The following is a 20,372-nucleotide window of genomic DNA, read 5'->3' on the forward strand; positions in this document are numbered from 1 at the left end:
TGACCGGTGACAGAAGGCCTTCTCGGCTCGCGGGGCAATATCTGCACTATGAGGGGTTTGGCGGCCGGGGGAAAGTCCCCCAGTCCGGCGCTGGCCCTCAGCGCTGACCCGAGCCCTGATGCTTGGGATTGAGCAGGAAGGGGGTGACCTCCTTGGCGGGCAGGCCGGGCGCCACCGCATCCACCGCATCCTTCTGCTGCTGGTTGAGCTTGATGCGGGCGCGATCCCGCCCCGCCTCCACCAGCCTGGGGGCGTCCAGCGGGCCGGAGACCCGAAAATCGATACGGGTCACCACGTCCACCACGGGCTCCAGCAGCTTGGAGAGGGCCAGCACATAGAGCCCGGTGATGGGAGTCAGGGAGAAGGCCGCCACCACGGGCAGGGTGCCCCCCAGGTTCGGGGAGAAGCTCAGATCAAAGTCGAGCCGCCAGCGCACCAGATCCGCGATGCCCTTGCCCCGCAGGTTGCCCGCCGCCCCTTTCATGTAGAAGTCGTTGTTCTCCACCACCCCCTGATTGACCTTGGCGGAGGCGGACATGGACTCGAAATAGAAGCCCTTGTCGAAGACGTCGCGAAAATCGAGGCGCAGCTTGCGCATCAGGGAATCGAGGCTCAGCAGAGAGAGCAGTCGGGCCCCCTTGTCGTTGACCTCTCGCAGGGTCCCCCCCTCCAGCTGGTAGTCGGCGCTGCCCGCCAGGGTCGGCAGGCTCAGGCGGTAGGGCACGTCACGCCAGTTCAGATCCAGCGCCAGCTTGCCCGGGGCATCCCCGATGGGCGAGGTGTAGCCAAGCCGCTTGAGCAGCAGCTCGCTGTTGCGGGTCTCGAGGTTCACCCTGGCACGGGTCTGCATCTGGCTGCCACGGGCCAGCCACTCGGCGCTGCCGCGCAGGGTGCTGCCCGCCAGGCGCATCTCCAGCCCCTTGAGATCCAGCCGGTTGGCCCCGGGCAGCAGTTCCCCCTTCACCTCACCCAGGGGCAGCTCGCCGAAGCGGCAATCCACGCAACTGAAGGTGAGCCAGGGAATGGCGTCCATGATGGCCCTGTCCTGGCGCTCATCGGGATCCGGGCTGAGATCGGTCCCCTTGCCGGACCAGTAGATGCGGGCAAACTTGGCATCGATAGGGCGTCCGTCGGCCACCGGCACCCGCACCACCCCCATCACGTCGGGGCTGTCGATCATCACCTCGGTGGCCTGGTTCACCGGCCCCAGGGTGAAGTGCACCGCCTTGAGGCTGGCGCTGCCGATGTCGGCACGGGCCAGCTGGCCATCTACCCACCACTCCTGGGGCAAGAACGCGGGGCCCACCACCGCATTGCCCTGCGTCGCCTGCGCCTTGGCCGGCAGCCACTGCTTGAGACGGGCCAGCCAGCCGGCCACGTCCGCCTGCTGCTGGTTGATGGCGAGCAGCATGGGCTTGTCCTGCATCACCCGCGCCCCAGGCTGGCCGATGTTGACCCGCACCCGGCTGAGATAGGGCACGCCGTCGCCGTACACCAGGCGGCTCTGCATGTCGATGTCCGCCCCCAGCACGGCGCGGATGTCGGCGCTGCCATCCCGCCCACGGGCCGTCACCTTGAGGGGCAGCCGGGTACCCGCCGCCTTGGTCAGGGGCACGGGCAGATCCAGCCCCATGCCCTGCAGGTTGGAGTCCAGCGCCAGCTGGAAGCTGAACGCCTTGTTCTCGGGCAGGGTCAGCCCCAGGGTACCCGACCAGTTGCTGCGCCCCTGTAGCATCTCGAGGGCCGGTATGTCCCGGCGCTGGCGGCGGCTGTCCCACTGCCCCTGGAACTTGAGGTCGGCCTGATAGCCGTGGGGCAGTTGCCGCCCCTGATAATCCAGGGTCAGCGGCTGGTTCCACAGGCTGGCCTTGAGGTTGTGAATGCGGGTCTGCTCGTTGTCATACTCGAGCGTTCCTGCGACCCCGTCGAGGGGCAGATCCAGGGAGGCGATCCTCACCTTGTTGTCCTTGAAGCTGGCTTCCCCGCTGGCCTTGACCTCCCCCTCGCCATCCAGCGGTATGTCGAGCTTCACCGTGCCCTTCATGGGGCCGCGGATCTCCACCTCCCGCAGCGCCTGACCGACGGATCCCCCCAGCGGCGAGTCCTGCAAATAGTCGCTGATGGCCTTGCCCTCGCCCTCAACCTTGGCATCCACGTAGAGGTGAGCCCCCGGATAGAGGTCCGGGATCCAGGCATGCACCGAGTCGGAGCTGGCCTTGCCGAGCTGGGTGGCGCGGCTGTTCATGTCGAGGCTGGCGTTCTGGAACAGCAGATCGATCTGCAGGTCGGTCAGCGGCTGCCAGCCCGGGAAAAACTCGTAGGTGGCCTGTTGCAGCGGCACCGCCACCTGGAAGACGCCCTTGCCGTTGTCGTAGGGGAAGTCACGGAATTCGCCGTACCAGAGCAGGTCTGCCCCCTTGGCCTTGCCCCCCTTGATGGCGCCGCTCAGGTAGCTCACCAGCCCCTCATCCATCACCGCCAGGGGGTAGTAGCGATCCGCATGGGCCGCGTTCTTGACGTCGATGCGCCCGGTCAGGGCGAGGAAGGGGTGCTCGAACAGCTCGAGGCGAAACCGGCTGGCGAGGCGCAGATCCGGGTTGTCCAGGGCAATGTCCTGGCCATAGAGCACCCAGCCTTGGGGCGCCCGCCACCAGTCGAGGGCCGCACTCAGGCTGTCCACCGGGATGGGTTCCTTGAAGTGGCGGGCCGGATCCACCTTGCCCTTGCCCAGGGTCAGGCGGGCACGCCCCCCGTTCGGGGTCAGCCAGAAGTCACCGTCCAGCTTTTGCAGACCGGGGACATCGTGCCAGGCCCGGGTCCCGAAGCCGCGCAGTTGCCCCTGCAAAGAGAGCCCCTGCCAGTCCTCGTCGGCTTGCAGGACCAGCTCCTGCAACTGGCCCCTTGGCCGGGTGCGTTTGAGGGTCTCGGTCAGCTCGGGATAGAGGCCGGAGACCAGCTGGCTCAGGTTGGCAATCTGGTCGAGATCGATGGCGGGTACATAGCCCTGGATGCGCGAGCCGATGCGCTCGAGCTGCAGGCGGCTGTGCAGCCAGGTGGCGCCATCGAGCTTGAAGGTGACGTCGTGGCTGGCGAGCTGCCACGCCTCGCCGTCCCGGCGCAGCTGGATCTTGCCTCCCTGCAGGTCGAGGCGATGCGGCTTCCCCTTGATCTCGTCCTTCCAGATCAGGTGGTTGTTGCCAAAGGCCAGCAGGGAGTTGCCGAGCCTGCCCTTCTCGAACTCGCTCCAAAGCTGGAAGTCGAGCTGGCCGCTCACCGGCGGCTCGCCAGCGTGGATCCGGGCCAGCATGGGGCTGATGTCCAGCTCCCGGGCCCCCAGATAGAGCTGGCCCTTGAGGCGGTCGAGCCGCACCTCGGGGGCATCCACATCGATGATGAGGTCCAGGGTGCTCTCCCCCACCCCGTTGATGAGATAGGCCTTGCCGACCCCCTGATGCCGCTTGCCGCGGTTCTGCCAGCGCAACTGGGCGATGTCGAGGGCGCGCACCTCCCCCAGTGCAGTGGTGAGGCTCAGGCGAGTGTCGTGAATGTCGAAGGTGGAGAGCTGGGTCAGCAGGAAGCGCAGCAGGGCCTCCTGCTGGTTCGCGCTCTTCCCGCTGACGGGGGTGGCGGGCTGGGTCATGTCCAGCGCGATGTTGCCGTCGCTCAGGATCAACTGGCCAAACACCGGTCTGAGTTCGTTGAGGGAGCGCCAGAAGTCGAGGTGGGCCCACACCTTGCCAAGGCGCAGGGAGAAACGCCCCGAATCGGGGGCGATGGCCAGTCCTTCCAGCCCGATGGCCGGGCCGCGGGGAGTCCAGTCCAGCCCGACGTGATCCACGCTCACCTCGAGCTGGCTCTCCCCGAGCAGGGTCCCTATCACGGCCGCCCGGTGCTGGTTGAGCAAAGGGCCGCCCAGTCGTACCACGCTGACCAGAACGGCCAGCAGCACGAAGAAGACTCCGAGGGCCAACCAGCCCCGACTCAGCCAGCGATAGACCAATTACATCATCACCACATCGAACTGTTCCTGCCCACAGAGCGGCTCGGAGACCACCCTGACCTGCTTGCCGATGAAGACTTCCAGCTCAGCCAGACTGTGGGACTCCTCCCCCCGCAGGTAATCGGCCACCGAGGGGGCCGCATAGACGGTGAACTGATCCGCGTCGTAGGCGCGGTTGACCCGGATGATCTCCCGCAGGATCTCGAAGCAGACCGACTCCACCGTCTTGACCCGGCCGCGCCCCTTGCACTCGGGGCACTCGGCGCAGAGCACGTGCTCCAGGCTCTCCCGGGTGCGCTTGCGGGTCATCTCCACCAGCCCGAGCTGGGAGAAACCGTTGACGTTGGTCTTGGCCCTGTCCTTGGCCAGCGCCAGCTCCAGGCTGTGCAGCACCCGGCGACGGTGATCCTCGGACTGCATGTCGATGAAGTCGATGATGATGATGCCGCCGAGGTTGCGCAGGCGCAGGTGACGGGCGATGGCGGCGGTGGCCTCGACGTTGGTGTTGAAGATGGTCTCTTCCAGATTGCGATGGCCGACGAAGGCCCCGGTGTTGATGTCCACCGTGGTCATGGCTTCGGTCTGGTCGATGATGAGGTAGCCGCCGGATTTCAGCTCCACCTTGCGCTCCAGGGCCCGCTGGATCTCGTTCTCCACGTCGTAGAGATCGAAGATCGGCGACTCGCCGGTGTAGTACTCCAGCTTGTTGGCCAGCTCGGGCACGTACTCCTCGGTGAAGCGCTTGAGCTGATCGAAGCTCTGGCGCGAGTCGACCCGGATCTTGTCGAGCTCGGCACCGACGAAGTCACGCACCACCCTGAATGCCAGGCTGGGATCCTCGTAGAGGATCTTGCAGGGGGGATACTTCTGCTTGCGCTCGAGGATCTTGCGCCACAGGCGCTTCAAGAAGGCGGCGTCCTGCTCCAGCTCCTGCTCCCCCACCCCTTCGGCGGCGGTGCGGATGATGTAGCCGCCCAGTTCGTCCACATAGCCGGCCACGGTGCGCTTGAGGCGCTCGCGCTCCGCCTCGGATTCGATGCGCTGGGAGACCCCCACGTGGGCACTGCCCGGCATGAAGACCAGATAACGGGATGGCAGGGTGATGTCGGTGGTTAGGCGGGCCCCCTTGGTACCGAGCGGGTCTTTGACCACCTGTACCATGATGTCCTGCCCCTGGCGCACCAGTTCGGCGATGTTGCCGGCCTGGAACTGCTCCTTCTCCTTGATCGCCACGCACTCGGTATGGGGGACGATGTCGGAGGCGTGCAGGAAGGCGGCCTTGTCCATGCCGATGTCGACGAAGGCGGCCTGCATGCCGGGTAGCACGCGGCTGATCTTGCCCTTGTAGATGTTGCCCACGATGCCGCGCTTGGCCTGACGCTCCACATGCACTTCCTGCAGCAGACCGTTCTCGACCAGGGCGACCCGGGTTTCGGAGGGGGTGACGTTTACCAGCAGTTCTACCGACATAAGTTACCTTGCCTTTCTAGTTTTGAATTCTGGCACGACGAACAACGGGTAACTCAGCAGCGCACTGCTGACGAGAGGATTACCGGGTCTGCTCGAGGTGCTGCTTGATCAACAGGTCCGTCTCCAGCAGGGGCAGGCCGACCACGGCACTGTAGCTCCCCTCGAGGCGACTGACGAATTTGCCGGCAATGCCCTGGATAGCATAGGCGCCCGCCTTGTCGCACGGCTCGCCGGTGCGCCAGTAGGCTTCGATCTCGGCCTCGTCCAGCTTGCGAAACGCCACGTTGGTGGTGACCAGCCGCACATCGCACCGCTCCGGGGTGGCCAGGGCCACCGCCGTCATCACCTGGTGTACCCGCCCGGAGAGGGCTTCCAGCATGTCCTTGGCGTCCAGCAGGTCGGAGGGTTTCTCCAGCACCCGCTCCCCCAGCACCACTATGGTGTCGGCCCCCAGCACAGGCAGCGCCGTGGGCGCCGCGGCCACACCGGCCATCGCCTTGTCGCGGGCCAGCCGGCAGACGTAATCCTGGGGCTTCTCACCGTCGTTGCGCAGCTCCGGCACATCCAGCTTGAGGACCTCGAAACGGTAGCCCAGGCGGGTCAGAAGCTCGTGCCGGCGGGGGGAGCCCGAGGCGAGATAGAGTTGCAGTTCGTTGTGCTTGTTCATACTTCACTCAATGAGACGATGCGCAGTTACAATGCGTTGTTTTTATTCACATTCACTTGATATTGAAGCGACGCCGCACCTTGCGCAAGACCATAAAAATCCAGGGCCATATTAACATCGTCGTCAACGTCGACCAAAAGTAGGCGAAGTTGAGGCTGGCCCGGCTGAACAGATGCTCCGCCCAGAACACGGTGATCTTCCCCACCAGGGAGAGCAGACCGATGATCAGCGCCTGCTGCCAGAGGGAGAAGTTGCGGATCTTCTGGAACTGGAAGGCCGCCAGGTAGGTGGTGATGGCCATGGCCATGGCCCGCACGCCGAGGGTGCTGCCGAGCAGCACGTCCAGCAGCAGGCCCGCCACCCAGGCGGTGCCGACGTTGGTCCGGTGCGGCAGCGCCAGCGCCCAGTAGATGAGCACCATGGCGAGCCAGTCCGGACGGAAGGGTTCGAATTGAAAGGGAAGCGGCAGGATGGAGAGGCACAGGGCCAGCAGGATCGAACACCAGATCCAGATCCTGCCGCTGGCGGGTTGCAGCATCAGCGCGTCGCCCCCGCCGCCGAGGTTGCCGTGGCCGCCGAGGCGCTCGCCGCAGGCTCAAGGGCATCCTTGTCGTGTACTTCCGGTTTCTTGTCGGTCCACAGCAGCAGCAGGTAGCGCAGACGGTCCAGCGCCACCAGCGGCTTGGCCTCGATCTGGGCGAAGGGCTTGCCCTCCACGTAGTCGGAGCGGGTCACGGTCGCCACCGGATAACCTTCCGGGAAGCGGCCGCCCAGGCCCGAGGTGACCAGCAGATCGCCGACCTGGACGTCGGTGTTGCGGGGCAGGTTGCGCAGCTCCAGCTTGTCCAGCTCGCCGCTGCCGGAGGCGATGGCGCGCAAGTCGTTGCGCAGCACCCGCACCGGGATGCCGTGGCTGGAGTCGGTGATGAGCAACACGCGACTGGTGGTGGAGCCCACGTGGAGCACCTGACCGACCACCCCCTGATCGTTGATCACCGGCTGGCCGTTGTAGACGCCATCCAGCGCCCCCTTGTTGATCAGCACCTGATGGCTGAAGGGGTCGGAATCCACCGACAGCAGCTCGGCCACCATCTTGCGGGACTCCTTGTGTACCGGCGACCCCAGCAGCTCGCGCAGACGCTGGTTCTCGTGCTCCAGCTGATCCATCTTGAGCAGGCGCGAGCGCAGGGTGAACAGTTGCTGCTCCTGCTGCTTGGTCTGCTCGATGAGATCGGCGCGGGTCTGCACCTGGGTCGACATGGTGTCGAGCAGGGTGCCGGGGGCGTTGGCGATGTATTGCAGCGGGCTCACCAGGGAGCTCAGATAAACGCGGACATGGCTGAACACACCGAAGCGGGAATCCGCGACGATGGCAGCGACGGAGATGATGACGGCGAGAAACAACCGTAACTGAAGCGAAGGGCCTCTACCGAAGATGGGTTTCATGAGTCGTCAAAAAAGAGCCGGCGCTCGGCCGGCTTTGGGTCTTATTCGTAGTGGAACAGATCGCCACCGTGCATATCGATCAGCTCCAGCGCCTTGCCACCGCCACGGGCGACACAAGTGAGGGGATCTTCAGCCACGACGACCGGGATGCCGGTCTCTTCCATCAGCAGACGGTCGATGTCCTTGAGCAGGGCACCACCACCGGTCAGCACCATGCCGCGCTCGGAGATGTCGGACGCCAGCTCGGGCGGGGATTGCTCCAGGGCCACCATGACGGCGGAGACGATGCCGGAGAGCGGCTCTTGCAGCGCTTCCAGGATCTCGTTGGAGTTCAGGGTGAAGCTGCGGGGCACACCCTCGGCCAGGTTGCGACCGCGCACTTCGATCTCGCGCACCTCTTCGCCCGGATAGGCGGAGCCGATCTCGTGCTTGATGCGCTCGGCGGTGGCTTCCCCGATCAGGCTGCCGTAGTTGCGACGGACGTAGCTGATGATGGCTTCGTCGAACTTGTCGCCACCGATACGGACGGACTGGGAGTAGACCACGCCGTTCAGGGAGATGATGGCCACTTCGGTGGTACCGCCACCGATGTCCACCACCATGGAACCGGTCGCTTCGGAGACCGGCAGGCCGGCACCGATGGCGGCAGCCATGGGTTCATCGATCAGGTAAACCTCGCGGGCGCCGGCGCCCAGAGCGGATTCCTTGATGGCGCGACGTTCCACCTGGGTGGAGCCGCAGGGCACGCACACCAGCACGCGCGGGCTGGGGCGGAAATAGTTGTTGTCGTGAACCTGTTTGATGAAGTGCTGCAGCATCTTCTCGGTCACGTAGAAATCGGCGATCACGCCGTCTTTCATCGGGCGAATGGCGGAGATGTTACCCGGGGTACGACCCAGCATCTGCTTGGCGGCATGACCGACAGCAGCGACCGATTTGGCGTTCCCGCGCTCTTGGCGAATGGCGACAACTGAGGGTTCGTTAAGGACGATCCCTTGATCTTTTACATAGATCAGGGTGTTGGCAGTTCCCAAGTCGATCGACAGATCGTTGGAAAAGACGCCTCTGAGCTTTTTGAACATGGCTACGGGAAATCCTAAGAATTTGGAGGTGCAGAAAACCGGCTAACTTTACCAATGCCCACCCCAATGGGCAAGCGCTCAAACTGTCGCCAATCAATCAGGCGCGACAAAAATGCGAGTCATCACTCACCCGCTCAGGCCGACAAACACTACGAAACAAGGAGATAAGACGCCACTGTACAGCAATGCGTCTATCTCCCCGTGTCGGCCCGGGTGTCAGGGCATCACTTCGCGGCGATAAATAATTCTGTCATTACCCCGATCCCGGCCAAAAATGGCCATGCCCTCCAGACTGTCTGGGTCAGACAACCAGAGCGGACGCCGTCCAGGTTGCTGCTCTGACTCCGGTTGCTTGCCCAGATCGATCTTGAACGGAATGCGCACCGCCCTGTCCGGGGCAGCGAACTGTATGGAGATGACACCATCCTTCGCGCTCGCCACCATGGCGCCAGGGGCAACCGGGCCAAGACCGAGCCGGATCCGGGTGTTGTCATCCAATATCAGATCGCCACTTCCCTGATCGAAACGCTGGCTGCCATCGGTGAACTCGATGCCCCCATCTTGCAGGGAAAGGCGGGTACATTGATCAGCTCCCATGGCATGCCAGGCGCCCGCCTCGTGATATTGCAGTTGCAGCGGCACCGCCAGCCCGGCCGTTGCCACCCCTTGGCGGGTACCTGCCTGCACCCGGCCGAAGTACGCCTCCATGGGCACGTCATCGATCAGCCTGGCATTGCAGCCAGCGCCACTGCATGACCCCGGCTGCCCGTCGTTGAAGTCGGGATTGGCGATCAGGGTCTGCTCACCATCGTTGTCCTTCATATAAAGGCCAAACGACAGGGCCCGGTAGGGGCCATCTGGCTTGCCATCGGAGCGGCGAGCAAACTCGGTCGGCCCGTTGAAGTCGGCCTCCCCTGCCACCCAGGGCAGCGGTCCCAGGCTGCGTAACCGGGCGGAGAGCGACACCCCGTCCTTGTTGTTGGCCGCGCTCAGGTAGGCATCCCCCTTGGCAAACGCCTCCCTGTAGTTCAGGGTGGTCTCGCCAAACTGATTGCGGGCCTGGATCTGCAACTCCGCCAGGAAGGGTTGCCCCATATAGGAAAACGCCTCGCAGGCGGGGACTATGTTGCCACTCACCAGATTGAAGTCCACCGGGATGAAACGCCCCACAGGCACGCTGCTGGCGGCGGGTATGGTGTAGCCAAAGTAACCCAAGGTCGGTGGCGTCGCCGTCATCCGGAACACCCCGACTTCGTTGACCGACTGGCCGACGGAGTTGAGGTTGCTGTCCTTCTGGTTGGAGTGGTCGTAGCTGGACGTGCCGACCACCGCCCCTTCCCCTGGTTTGGGCGCCACCAGCTCGCTGCCGAGCGCAATATTGGCCAGCGCGAAGTTGGGGGTCGCCAGGTTGCCGCTGCACAGGTCCTTGTCATCATCCGCTTGCCAAGCCACCCCTTTGATATTCAGCTGGAACGCCTCACCGGTCTTCTTGAACACCGGACAACTGGCATCCCCTGCCGCGCAGGTCCCCTCGGTAGGCGTGATGCAGAGCCCGGCCGGGCGGCTGACGAACAGATCCGACCCCGTCATCACCAGCCCTGCGGTATCACCGCTGCCATCGTGGCGGGCATTAAGCCGCATCTGGCCTGCATCCGGATAGCGAACACTCTTCAACGTCGCCTTGCCTTGACCATCGAAGGTCAAATTGAGGGTTGTCGCCGCTGGCGAGACTACATTGGCGGCATAAGTCGAAATCGTCTTGCCATCTATCGCCATCTGACTCCCGGCAGAATTGTCATTCGGGGTGACATACGTTCCCCAGAAGCCGACCGAACGCTCACCGGTAAAACCGGGGACACACTGCTGGGTCGCATTGTCCTTTTTGACGGCACTGATCACTACATCTTGGGGCCTGTTGGCCAGGGTATCCGGCACATTGAACAGGAAGCCGCTGTCAGCAAAGCTCAAGGTACAGGCGGCGGTGCTCAGGGCGCCGCTGCCCGCCCGGCAAAGCGTCTCGCTAAGCGGCTTGGTGGAGGGAATAGAACCACTCACCCCCACCTTCATGGCGCTCGCCAGATTGTTGCGCAACTGCAATTTGGCGGTGCCGTTGCTGAAGGTCACGGTAGCGGTGTTGCCGTTGTAGCTCACCTGGCTGTCGGCTATCCAGCCGTTGCTGCCATTCTTGAGGGGGGTCAGGATGGCGCTCACCGGGTCCGTGAACAGCTGGCTGCAATTGGCGTTGGCGCAGGCCCGAATGGTCAGAGTCTCGGGGTTGCAGGTCAGGGCCTGACCGGAGTGATCGAACTCGAAGTGATCGATCTGGGTGCCCACCGGATTGGATTTGAGGGCGCAGATACGGACGTTGTCGATCTGGTGGGCGTTGGTCGCATCCCCGGTCGAGCCAGTCAGGGACAACAACAGATTCTCGGGAATGGCCGCCTGGCCACTCTGACCCGCAGCATTGAAGCTGTCGATCAGGGTGCTGTAACCGCTCCCCGTGTTGCGCTCCACCTTGACCAGGGACTGACCGCTGATGCGCGAGTCTATGGTCAGTCGATAACGGTGGGGGCGATTGCTGTCCGAGCCGCTGTCCACGGTCGGCGACAGACAGTTGCCGCTGGCGTTGTCGGCGCCGTTGTTGCAGGTGCCCTTGAGATAGTTGTAGCCGCTGGTACCGGAGCCCGAGCCGCGCACCACCACGGACTGCTTGCGTCGCCCCTTGTTGGTCGCCCCGCCTTCACCCGAGAAGTTGCCGTACTCATCTATGCCCACCCCGAGCCAGCCACCGGCAAAGCCGTTGACCCCTGGCTTGAAACCATACCCGAGGGGCCCGCCGAAGGCGCCCGGTTGGGGGGTCACTCTGGCGTCAGAGAGCACCACCGCCATGCCGTCCGCCCCGTTGCCGCTGTGGGCATACTGGTCGAATTCGATGGTGACCAGGTTGTTGGCGGCGGGGAAGAGCCGCTGGTAAGTCGCAGAGGTGGATTGCTTGGGGCTGGCCTGGGTCATGCCGAGTCGGCCATTGACGATGGCGGGGGTAAAGTCGCCGCTGCTGCGGGCCACCACCCAGTCGCTGCCAAGGGTGCTGGCGGAGAAGTCGTCGCTGAAACAGGTCAGTGGGTCTTCACACATGCCCGGCCAGTCGCCGTTGAAGGGCTCGTGGATCACCTTGCTGTTGTTGGTCATGGAGACGTTCACCGCCGACACGGCCCCCGTCAGCTGGGCCTGTCCGCTCATGACCAGATCGCCCGCATTCACATAGAGAATGGCGTTGAGTTTGGTATTGCCGCTCATGGTGACCTTGCCGAAGTGATACATCATCAGGTCGTTGGCCTTGCCCCCGGCATTAACCTCCATCTGGTCGCTCAGGGCCAGATCGCTTTTGATGTACAACCTCGCGGCACTGCCGCTGTCAAAGATCAGCCTGTCGTTCTGGCCGAGCTCCATCTTGTCTATCCAGTGGTTGCCGCCACGGAAGTAGAAATTGATGTTGGAGGTGCTCTGGTGTTTGAACGTCTTGAGGTAGCTGGCCTGCAGATACCCGTTGAGAGTGCCGTTGCCGCTCACCTCCAGGGTCTGGTGAAGCAGAAGCGTCAGATCGCTGCGACTCCCCGCAGCGGAGATCCGGCTCTCGCTTTCCATCTTGAGTTCATAGACGGCCAGGGAGCTCTGCCCCTGGAAGGTCATGGCACTGTTGCTCTTCATCCCCAGGCTTTTGATGAACCAGTCCCCTGCCCCCATGAGCACGCTCTGGCCACTGGCTGAGACCTCCATGGTGACCTTGTCCAGGTAGTGCGGCTGGAAGACGGCGGTCCCGGTATTGCCATTGCCCGAGACCTCAAGGGTGCTGTAGACGGTGACCCTGGCGTCATTGAGCTTGCCCTGACTCGTCACGGTCAGATCGTTCACATGAAGGTCTCCCGACCCGGTGACGCCACTGTTGTATTCATTCTTGATGGTCATCTTCTGGGCATAGACGGTCGCCCCGTTGAGGTTGAGCATCGCCCCTTGGCTGATAGACAAGGTATCGAAGCGATAGGTCTGGCCCGATTTCAGGGTCGCCACGCAGCTGCTGCCCCCCCACGAGGCGCTCTTGTAGTCACCGGCAGCAGGGGAGATGGCCCCGTCGCAAGCGAGATCCTTTTTCCCGCTGTAGGAGGGGAAGCCCCCCGGGTTGGCCGGAAATGCGTCGGGGTCGCTGATGAAGGTCACATCCTTGAGCGGACTGGCAAGGGCGCCGCTGACGTTGCAATTGGAGACCCAGGTGCCGTTGTTCCAGAAGCCACCGTTGTTGCAGTTGGCGTTGGGCTGGATTTTTTGGGTCAGGAAGGGGTAACTGGCCCCCACTGTGGTGCTGATGATCTTGCTTTCATTGTTCATGCTCAGCACGCCGGGGGAGGCGTGGCTCTGCACCGGGAAAAGGAAGGCTTCTGTACACTGGCTGGCGGCCTGCACCGAGGTGGATCCCAGCAAGATCCACAACAGGGCGCCGCGAAGAGGCTGGCTGGACTTCATGGGGTCTGGCTCCTTGGCAGGGGGCTCATGGCGTCGCTCCATCAAAGGCTTCCGCCACCAGGGTGCGGCTGACGGCAAAATCGGGGTTCGGGCCGCTGCCGGCATCGGGCTGGCCACAGCGCCCTTCGCTGCTGAATCGGTATCCAGTTTGGGTCCCTCCGGCCGCACTCACCGTCACCCTGTTGCAGGTGATGCTGGCCTGACACCCGGCAAGCCCGGGCTCGGTGAAGTCGAGCGCTATGGGGACGCACCGGCTGGCCTGCCCCTGCCACTCCCCATTGGGATAGAGCCGGTACAGTGCAACTTCGAGCCCGCTCTGGGCCGCCATCAGGGCACGCACGCCGCGCACCTCCACCGTGTGCTTCTCGCTGCTGTCCACCAGGAAACGCCCCATGGCCGCCGCCAGCAGGGCCATGATGACGATGACAAAGAGGGCGATCAGGATGGCGCTGCCCCGCTGGGACCTCACCATGGTGGGAGTGTCAGGGCACATTGAGGGTCTCCAGCTTGTGATGGAAGACGACGCGCTCGTCGCGCTGCTCGAACTCCAGCCGCAGCCCCACCTCGCTCTGGTTGAAGGCGGCGGGTTCCCGATAGAAGTAATAGGCGGCGGGACGAATATGCTCCCCCATCAACCGGGTGGTCTCGCTGCTGCTCAGGGTGTCGTCGAGGGACTTGGCCATGCGCCAGAGGTTGCCCCCTCTCACGCAATAGAGCACCTGCTGGTTCGCAAAATAGATGCGCTGGCCCGGCGAGTCCTTGGCGAGCGCACCAGCCAGGGTCAGCGGCACGGCCCCGGAGACGGGAGTTCCTACCTCGGTCACTCTGGCAGTGCAACGCCCCTGCACACACCCCTTGTCCAGCGTGATGGTACTGCCAGAGGTCGTGTCAGGCAGCGGATAGATGATGGCCGTATCTTCCTTTGCCGGCATGGTGACTGGCTCGACGATGCGAAGCACGGTGCTGCTCGCCGTCTCCAGGTAGCGGCCAGCGGTGGCGATGGGCCAGAACCGCAGACAGGCCCCCTGCTCCTGGGCACCGCCCCCTTCGTCCTCGACCCGCACCGAACCGGGGACGGCGTCACGCACCTCGCGATTGAGCCGCTCCAGGGCGAAACGGGCATCGCTCATCAGTTGCTCACGGCGGCTGGCATCTCCGTAGATCTGGGTACCGATGCCGATAAACTGGCTGGAAAATGTCGCCATCACCCCGAGCAGCAGGATCACCATCACCAGCTCCACCAGGGTGAAGCCCCCCTCACGCCCAGGTCGGACGCGGTCACGGGAGAGTCTGGCACATGGGTATTCCCACGCGGCCTCACGGGAATGTGGCTTGCCCATCAGTAGTTCCCCCGATAGAGGCCGAAGACCAGCTCGCTCCCGTCCGGCAGGCGCACGGTCAGGGTGATGCGCTTGCCGATGGACTCAGCCCCCTCCCCCGCGCTGCCAAAGAGGGTATCCGGCACCACCGCGATCTTCACCTGGTAGCGTCGATACTCCTCCTCGCTGCTCGCGGCCGAGGCCTGAGTAAAGTAGTTGGCGTCCACCCAGCGGCCTGCCGTGTCGAAATCGTCCACGTCGTTGAACCCGTAGGGGCGGGTCTCGCCACCATCGGGGCCATAGTCGGCGCTCGCCGTGCAGGGGGGATAGGTAAAGGCGGGCACACCGGCCGTCTCGCCACAGCGAAAACGGCCGCCGTTGTGATCGGAATGCTCGTCGAAAGACTTCTCCAGCATCTCGCCGAGAATGCGCTGGGCGAGCTGGGCGGCGCGTACCTGCTGCACCGGATCCACCGCCTGGGGTGCCTGATTGATGAGAAGCCCCAGGACGCCGGTCAGGGCGATGGCCAGCAGCACAATACCGACCACGAACTCGATCAGGGTGAAGCCGCACCGGGCCTTAAGGGAGGGCATGGATATAACCTTCCGGCTCGATGCGCAGCCGGGCGCTCTCCTGCCCGCTGCTCACCGCCAGATTGCAGCCATTGACGCAGGTTGAGGGTGAAAGCGGACGGCCGCTGCGCTTGTCGAAAGAAAAGCTCCCTTGAGGCAGGGAGAGGCCGCCTGAGGCGGTGATGACTCGCCCCCGGCTCTGCTCGTCCGCACTCCAGCCGGAGATGGGCTTGGGGGTACAGCTGCCAAGCAGGGTCAGATGACCGAAGCGGCTCGGCTCCACCACCAGCTGGGTGCAGCGCGCGTCCCCTTCCTGCATGTTCATGGTCTGCACCAGCCGCAGCCGGGCCACCAGCTCGTCACGCAGGGTATGGGTTTCAAAGCCGCCTTTGCCCAGCCATTTAGGCACGGCAAAGGCGGCCAGAATCCCGAGCAACAGGATTACGATAACCAGTTCTATCAGGGTGAAGCCCTTGTTTCTCGGCATTTGCTTGCTCATTGAATAATGAAAAAGCGAGGCCGAAGCCTCGCTTGTCAACACGTATTACTTACAGTTTTGCAACTCGGTTTTGAAAGGAACAGTATCACTGGTTGCGGCTGTGTATTTTACGGTACAAGTATTGCCACTGGTATTAGCAGGGGCAAAAGTTGACTCGAGAGCAGTTGCGCCAGAAGCTGCAACCCAGCCGTCCAGGGTTACAGCAGCGGAAATGGTATCAGCGGTCGGGTAGCCATAGATAACCTTGACACCGGTCATTCCATTCAAGTCAGTACCACCTGCCGCAGATGCCTTTTCCTGCCCATTCAGAGCTGCCTTGCTATAGACCAGATTGGCAGCGCTGGACAACGCTGCCTGCACGCCCTGCGCGGCAGACTTCTTGGCATCATCCTGCAGATTCAGGAACTTGGGCGCGGCGGTGACCGCCAGAATGCCCAGGATGATGATCACGATGACCAGTTCGATCAGGGTAAAGCCCGATTGCTTTTTCATTACGTTTTCCTCGGTTTATCAATTGATATTGGTGGTCACCTGGCCGGAGGCCGGGCGATAACTGAAACTCATGAACGCATCCGTGCTCCCTTGCGGGTCCTGATAACGTCCATCACTTCCCTTGCTCAGGCTGTTGACCAGATAGTAACGGCAGACCGAATCCAGTCCATTGTTGCTCACCGTGGCATAGAACTTCAGGTCATTGCCGCTACCGCGCACCTCGTCAAAACGGGCAGTAGCCTTGGGAGGATTCTGCAACAACCCCTCCCAAATATTGAGGCAGCGGGCCGCCGTCAGGCTGGCCGGATCCACATCGGGCGTGCCGCTTGCTGCCGTGTCCATGGGATACCCGGGAGAGAGCTGGCCATTGCTGACCTGGCTGTCGGTCGGCGTGGTCAGATAGAAACGCGAGCCGTCATAGAGCACTGTGTTGAGTCCATCCTGCCTGGCACGCCCCTCGGCCTCCCACTGGGCCCGCACCAGGGAGACCCCGGTGGCGAAACCGCCGGACACCCCTTCCACGCTCGCCTTCTTCGCCTCGTCGGTCACATCGAGAAAACGGGGCAAGGCGGTGACGGCCAGGATCCCCAGGATCACGATGACGATCACCAGCTCAATCAGGGAAAAACCGGCCATCTGACCGGGCCCCTGGCCGGGTATCACTCTCTTTGTTGCCATGCTGCCTCCGTAATGTTCCGCATTATTTCATGCAGATAGAAAAAAATCATGTCGCCGAGACGCTAGAACGATACTGTTCAAGATTTGTTCAGCAAACTGCCGTCGGCGAAGCGATAGATCAACCAGTTAGCCTCCCAACCAAATTCGCATCCCTCCCCATCCGGGCTAGCCAGCACCTGCAGGGTGGGCATCGACAGCGCCTCCTGGCCGAGCAAGGCCGACCAGAGCCCGCGGCAGTTCTCGGACGGTGACTGTAGCGGCAACACCGCCAGCGGCCAGCCCCGTCCATCAAACTGCCAGGCCCGCCCCTCTGCATACAACACGGCGGGGCGCCGCTCATCGAGCCAGCGCCCGTGCAGCCCCTGGACTCGCTCGGCAAACTGCTCCCCCAGCAGGGTCAGGCTGACCGCCAGCGCCGCTTCCCTGTGGCTGCGATAGCTCAGGGCCAGGGTGGCAAGGATGACCAGCAGCAGGATGCAGGCGATCAACCGCCTGTAGCCTCCCAGCCAGCGCTCATCCTGCTCGGACTGTCTGCTCATCGCATCACTTGCCCCGCACGGCCCGCATCATCTCCCCGCCATTGGGAGAGTGAAGATGCTGGTTGCACAGATAACTCACGGCTGACCCCTCACTGCCCGCATCATGTCCCACATGGGAGTGAAGATACCCAGCGCCAGCACCAGTACCATGACCGCCACTATGCCGATGAGGATGGGTTCGATGCGGGCGGTGAGGCTCTTGAGGTCGTAATCCACCTCCCGCTCGTAGTATTCGGCCGCCTCGTGCAGCAGCTCGTCCACCTGGCCGGTCTCCTCCCCCACCGCGATCATCTGCATCACCAGAGGGGTGAAGAGGCCGCTGGCCCCGGCGGTGCGCAGCAGGCTCTCCCCCCGCTCGATGCCGCCCCGCATGTCGCGGATCTGCCCCGCCATCCAGGCGTTGTCCACCGCATCGGCCACCAGGGTCAGCGCCGTGTTGAGCGGCACGCCGGCCTTGAGCATCATGGAGAAGCTGCGGGCAAAACGGGCAAGCAGGGAGCGCTCTATGATGGAGCCGACGATGGGCAGCCGCAGCTGCCATCTGTGCCAGGCCAGCCTGCCTTTGGTGGTGGCGACCCAGCGTCGCCAGCCGACGACGGCGCCCATCAGGATGGCGAGCAGCAGCCACCAGTAGTGAACGAAGAAGTGGGAGGTGGCCAGCAGGATCCGGGTCGCCAGCGGCAGCTCCACCCCGAACTTGGCAAACATCCCGGCAAAGACGGGGATCACCATGATGTTGAGGATCACCATGGCGACGGCGATGGCAATCAGCACGAAGGTGGGGTAGCGCATGGCGGTCTTGATCCGCTTGCGGGTCTCCAGCTCCAGATCGAAATAGTTGGCGAGCTGCAGGAAGGCCTCCTCCAGCTGACCCGTGTTCTCCCCCACGTGGATGATGGCCACGAAGAGGCTGCTGAACACCTTCGGGTGCGACTGCATCGCGCTCGACAGCGGCCGGCCGTTGGCCAGATCCTCCCCCAGGGCGTGAAGCGCCCGCTTGAGGGGCTTGCTGTGGGCGCTCTCCTCCAGCCCCGCGATGGCGCGCAGAATAGGGATGCCTGCCCGGGTCAGGGCATACATCTGGCGGCTGAAGACCACCAGCTCCTCCAGCTTGACGCTCCCTTCCAGCAGCAGCGACCAGTCGATGCTGGCAGACCTGACCTTGCCGGCCTTCAGCTCGGTGGGCATCACCCCGCGGCGCATCAGCTGCTCGGCGGCGGCCAGCTCGCTGACCGCTTCCACCACGCCGCTGACGGCCTGGCCCTGGCTGTCACGCCCCTTGTAGGCAAAACGGTTCATGGGCGACCCCGGCAGAGTGATTCAGTACGATCCAGATGCCTCATGCGTTACCCCAGGTCCTCGGCCAGCCGAAGCACCTCGTCCACCGAGGTGATCCCCTCGCGGGCATAGTCGAGCGCCGTCAGGGCCAGGGGACGGTAGTGCTCGTGCGCCCGTGCCGCCCGGGCAAACCCCTCGGCATCGTTGCGGCGCAGGGCATCCATCATGGGTTGATCCAGCTCCAGCAGCTCGTACACCCCGATCCGGCCCGCGTAGCCGGTGAAGTTGCAGCTCTGGCAACCCCGCCCCTTGCGATAGCGATGCTGCCCCGGCGCTTCACCGGAGAGCACGGATAGCCAGGTGGCCTGCCCCTCGTCCGGCGCCGTCTCGCAGGCGCAGTGTTCACACACCCGCCGCACCAGGCGCTGGGCCACCACGGCCCGCAGGGCGCTCGCCACCAGATAGCCGGGCGCCCCCATGTCGATGAGACGCAGGGCGCTGGTCACGGCGTCGTTGGTGTGCAAGGTAGTCAGCACCAGGTGGCCCGTGATGGCGCCGCGCAGGCCGATCTCCACCGTCTCGTTGTCCCGCATCTCCCCCACCAGCAGGATGTCCGGATCCTGGCGCAGGGTGGAGCGCAACACCTGGGAGAAGGTGAGCCCTATCTTGGGATTGACCTGCACCTGGCTGATGCGGGGCAAACGGTACTCCACCGGGTCTTCCACCGTGATGATCTTGTGGCTGGCCTGGTTGAGCTCGGAGAGGGCGCCGTAGAGCGTCGTGGTCTTGCCGCTACCGGTCGGGCCCGTCACCAGGATCATGCCGTGAGGGCGTTTGAGCTGACGGCGGAAGCGGGTCAGGATGGCGGGTGGCATCCCGGTCTCGGCGAGCGACAAGATGCCGGAGGATTGATCCAGCAGCCGCATCACCACGGATTCCCCGTACTGCACCGGCATGGTGGACATCCGCACATCCACGTCGCGGCCGCGCACCTTCATGTTGAAGCGGCCATCCTGGGGCAGACGCTTCTCCGAGATGTCAAGCCCGGCCACCAGCTTGAGGCGCAGCACCAGCGCCTGGGCGATGCGCACCTCGTTGAGGATGTTCTCATGCAGCACGCCGTCGATACGCTGGCGAATGCGCAGCACCTTCTCGTCCGGTTCGATATGGATGTCGGAGGCACCCACCTGTACCGCGTCCTCGAACAGGGAGCGCAGCAGCTTGGCCACCGTCGCCTCCCCCTCGTCGGTTGCGGCATTGAGGCTGCCGGCCCCCAGCTCGAAGCCGGTCTCCTGGTGCTCTTCGTGCAGTTGCACCGCGAAGTTCTCTATCTCACGGGTGCGGCGATAGAGGCGATCGAAATACTCCAGCAGCTGGCCTTCACGGGCCACCGCCAGCACCAGCTCCCGCGGGCTGAGCAGGGCAGCGATGGCGTCGAGGGCGCTCAGATCCGCCGGATCCGACATCACCACTGTGACCTTGTCGTCGCTCAGGTTGACGGCCAGCGCCCGGTAGCGGCGCGCCTGCACCTCGGGCAACAGGGTCACGGCCGAGACGTCGATGGTGAGGTTGTTGAGATCGAAGAAGGGCACATCCAGCTGACGGGCGAGGAAGGTCAGCAGTTGCACCTCGCTGATGAAGCCGAGATCGATGAGGGTGGTCCCCAGCTTGCGGCCGGTCTGGCGCTGCTGCTGCAAGGCGAGCTGCAGCTGATCATCCGAGATGATCTGTTCCTGTACCAACAAGTCGCCTAGGCGCATTTTCAGTCTGGGTTGTGCCATTGTTGCTCCGATCTCTGTTGCTTCACGCCCG

General features: G+C 63.8%; 16 protein-coding genes. All 16 read right to left on the reverse strand.

Annotated elements, in window-relative coordinates:
* Positions 1–97: 97 nt before the first annotated feature.
* Positions 98–4,000, reverse strand: coding sequence for a YhdP family protein (locus tag ACVDHI_RS11325; protein ID WP_447212101.1), 3,903 nt, complete (start codon positions 3,998–4,000; stop codon positions 98–100).
* Positions 4,001–5,470 (reverse strand): ribonuclease G, encoded by a 1,470-nt coding sequence (gene rng / locus ACVDHI_RS11330; RefSeq protein WP_010672637.1) that lies wholly within the window; start codon positions 5,468–5,470, stop codon positions 4,001–4,003. It abuts the gene before it with no gap.
* Between the two features lie 79 nt (positions 5,471–5,549).
* The gene (locus tag ACVDHI_RS11335) at positions 5,550–6,137 is read right to left on the reverse strand and encodes a Maf family protein (RefSeq protein ID WP_010672636.1); all 588 of its coding nucleotides are present in this window, start codon (positions 6,135–6,137) and stop codon (positions 5,550–5,552) included.
* 52 nt (positions 6,138–6,189) lie between these two features.
* Positions 6,190–6,675 (reverse strand): rod shape-determining protein MreD, encoded by a 486-nt coding sequence (gene mreD / locus ACVDHI_RS11340; protein ID WP_010672635.1) that lies wholly within the window; start codon positions 6,673–6,675, stop codon positions 6,190–6,192.
* The gene (gene mreC, locus ACVDHI_RS11345) at positions 6,675–7,583 is read right to left on the reverse strand and encodes a rod shape-determining protein MreC (RefSeq protein WP_029313545.1); all 909 of its coding nucleotides are present in this window, start codon (positions 7,581–7,583) and stop codon (positions 6,675–6,677) included. The genes mreD and mreC overlap by 1 nt, the downstream gene beginning before the upstream one ends.
* Positions 7,584–7,624: 41 nt before the next feature.
* On the reverse strand, positions 7,625–8,665 hold the full coding sequence (locus tag ACVDHI_RS11350) for a rod shape-determining protein (protein WP_005308111.1): 1,041 nt from the start codon (positions 8,663–8,665) through the stop codon (positions 7,625–7,627).
* 216 nt (positions 8,666–8,881) lie between these two features.
* The gene (locus ACVDHI_RS11355) at positions 8,882–13,183 is read right to left on the reverse strand and encodes a DUF6701 domain-containing protein (protein ID WP_447212102.1); all 4,302 of its coding nucleotides are present in this window, start codon (positions 13,181–13,183) and stop codon (positions 8,882–8,884) included.
* Between the two features lie 25 nt (positions 13,184–13,208).
* Positions 13,209–13,676 (reverse strand): MSHA biogenesis protein MshP, encoded by a 468-nt coding sequence (locus ACVDHI_RS11360; RefSeq protein ID WP_039040430.1) that lies wholly within the window; start codon positions 13,674–13,676, stop codon positions 13,209–13,211.
* Positions 13,666–14,523 carry a PilW family protein gene (locus tag ACVDHI_RS11365; protein ID WP_324044944.1) on the reverse strand — a complete coding sequence of 286 codons (858 nt, stop codon included), beginning with the start codon at positions 14,521–14,523 and terminating at the stop codon, positions 13,666–13,668. Before ACVDHI_RS11365 ends, ACVDHI_RS11360 begins: the two co-directional genes overlap by 11 nt.
* Positions 14,523–15,095, reverse strand: a complete 573-nt coding sequence (locus tag ACVDHI_RS11370) for a prepilin-type N-terminal cleavage/methylation domain-containing protein (RefSeq protein WP_201890429.1) — start codon at positions 15,093–15,095, stop codon at positions 14,523–14,525. Before ACVDHI_RS11370 ends, ACVDHI_RS11365 begins: the two co-directional genes overlap by 1 nt.
* Entirely contained in the window at positions 15,082–15,561 is a 480-nt protein-coding gene (locus ACVDHI_RS11375) for a prepilin-type N-terminal cleavage/methylation domain-containing protein (RefSeq protein WP_069785491.1), read from the reverse strand. Before ACVDHI_RS11375 ends, ACVDHI_RS11370 begins: the two co-directional genes overlap by 14 nt.
* 57 nt (positions 15,562–15,618) lie before the next feature.
* Positions 15,619–16,065: a prepilin-type N-terminal cleavage/methylation domain-containing protein gene (locus ACVDHI_RS11380; protein WP_042881691.1), complete on the reverse strand. Its 447-nt coding sequence runs from the start codon at positions 16,063–16,065 to the stop codon at positions 15,619–15,621.
* 18 nt (positions 16,066–16,083) lie between these two features.
* Complete coding sequence (locus ACVDHI_RS11385) at positions 16,084–16,743, reverse strand: type II secretion system protein (protein ID WP_324049218.1); 660 nt, start codon at positions 16,741–16,743, stop codon at positions 16,084–16,086.
* A gap of 77 nt (positions 16,744–16,820) precedes the next feature.
* Complete coding sequence (locus tag ACVDHI_RS11390) at positions 16,821–17,282, reverse strand: hypothetical protein (RefSeq protein WP_301480514.1); 462 nt, start codon at positions 17,280–17,282, stop codon at positions 16,821–16,823.
* Between the two features lie 75 nt (positions 17,283–17,357).
* Positions 17,358–18,581: a type II secretion system F family protein gene (locus tag ACVDHI_RS11395; protein WP_447212103.1), complete on the reverse strand. Its 1,224-nt coding sequence runs from the start codon at positions 18,579–18,581 to the stop codon at positions 17,358–17,360.
* A gap of 47 nt (positions 18,582–18,628) precedes the next feature.
* On the reverse strand, positions 18,629–20,341 hold the full coding sequence (gene mshE / locus ACVDHI_RS11400) for an MSHA fimbrial ATPase MshE (RefSeq protein ID WP_447212104.1): 1,713 nt from the start codon (positions 20,339–20,341) through the stop codon (positions 18,629–18,631).
* Positions 20,342–20,372 lie beyond the last annotated feature (31 nt).

It is taken from the genome of Aeromonas sp. 25-248, from assembly GCF_053005425.1.

Coding starts and splice junctions, on each gene's coding strand:
- ACVDHI_RS11370 (WP_201890429.1), bottom strand. CDS start 15,095: ATGCCCTCCCTTAAGGCCCGGTGCGGCTTCACCCTGATCGAGTTCGTG.
- ACVDHI_RS11355 (WP_447212102.1), bottom strand. CDS start 13,183: ATGAAGTCCAGCCAGCCTCTTCGCGGCGCCCTGTTGTGGATCTTGCTG.
- mreD (WP_010672635.1), bottom strand. CDS start 6,675: ATGCTGCAACCCGCCAGCGGCAGGATCTGGATCTGGTGTTCGATCCTG.
- ACVDHI_RS11390 (WP_301480514.1), bottom strand. CDS start 17,282: ATGAGCAGACAGTCCGAGCAGGATGAGCGCTGGCTGGGAGGCTACAGG.
- ACVDHI_RS11375 (WP_069785491.1), bottom strand. CDS start 15,561: ATGCCGAGAAACAAGGGCTTCACCCTGATAGAACTGGTTATCGTAATC.
- ACVDHI_RS11360 (WP_039040430.1), bottom strand. CDS start 13,676: ATGTGCCCTGACACTCCCACCATGGTGAGGTCCCAGCGGGGCAGCGCC.
- ACVDHI_RS11335 (WP_010672636.1), bottom strand. CDS start 6,137: ATGAACAAGCACAACGAACTGCAACTCTATCTCGCCTCGGGCTCCCCC.
- ACVDHI_RS11380 (WP_042881691.1), bottom strand. CDS start 16,065: ATGAAAAAGCAATCGGGCTTTACCCTGATCGAACTGGTCATCGTGATC.
- ACVDHI_RS11385 (WP_324049218.1), bottom strand. CDS start 16,743: ATGGCAACAAAGAGAGTGATACCCGGCCAGGGGCCCGGTCAGATGGCC.
- rng (WP_010672637.1), bottom strand. CDS start 5,470: ATGTCGGTAGAACTGCTGGTAAACGTCACCCCCTCCGAAACCCGGGTC.
- mshE (WP_447212104.1), bottom strand. CDS start 20,341: ATGGCACAACCCAGACTGAAAATGCGCCTAGGCGACTTGTTGGTACAG.
- ACVDHI_RS11365 (WP_324044944.1), bottom strand. CDS start 14,523: ATGGGCAAGCCACATTCCCGTGAGGCCGCGTGGGAATACCCATGTGCC.
- mreC (WP_029313545.1), bottom strand. CDS start 7,583: ATGAAACCCATCTTCGGTAGAGGCCCTTCGCTTCAGTTACGGTTGTTT.
- ACVDHI_RS11350 (WP_005308111.1), bottom strand. CDS start 8,665: ATGTTCAAAAAGCTCAGAGGCGTCTTTTCCAACGATCTGTCGATCGAC.
- ACVDHI_RS11395 (WP_447212103.1), bottom strand. CDS start 18,581: ATGAACCGTTTTGCCTACAAGGGGCGTGACAGCCAGGGCCAGGCCGTC.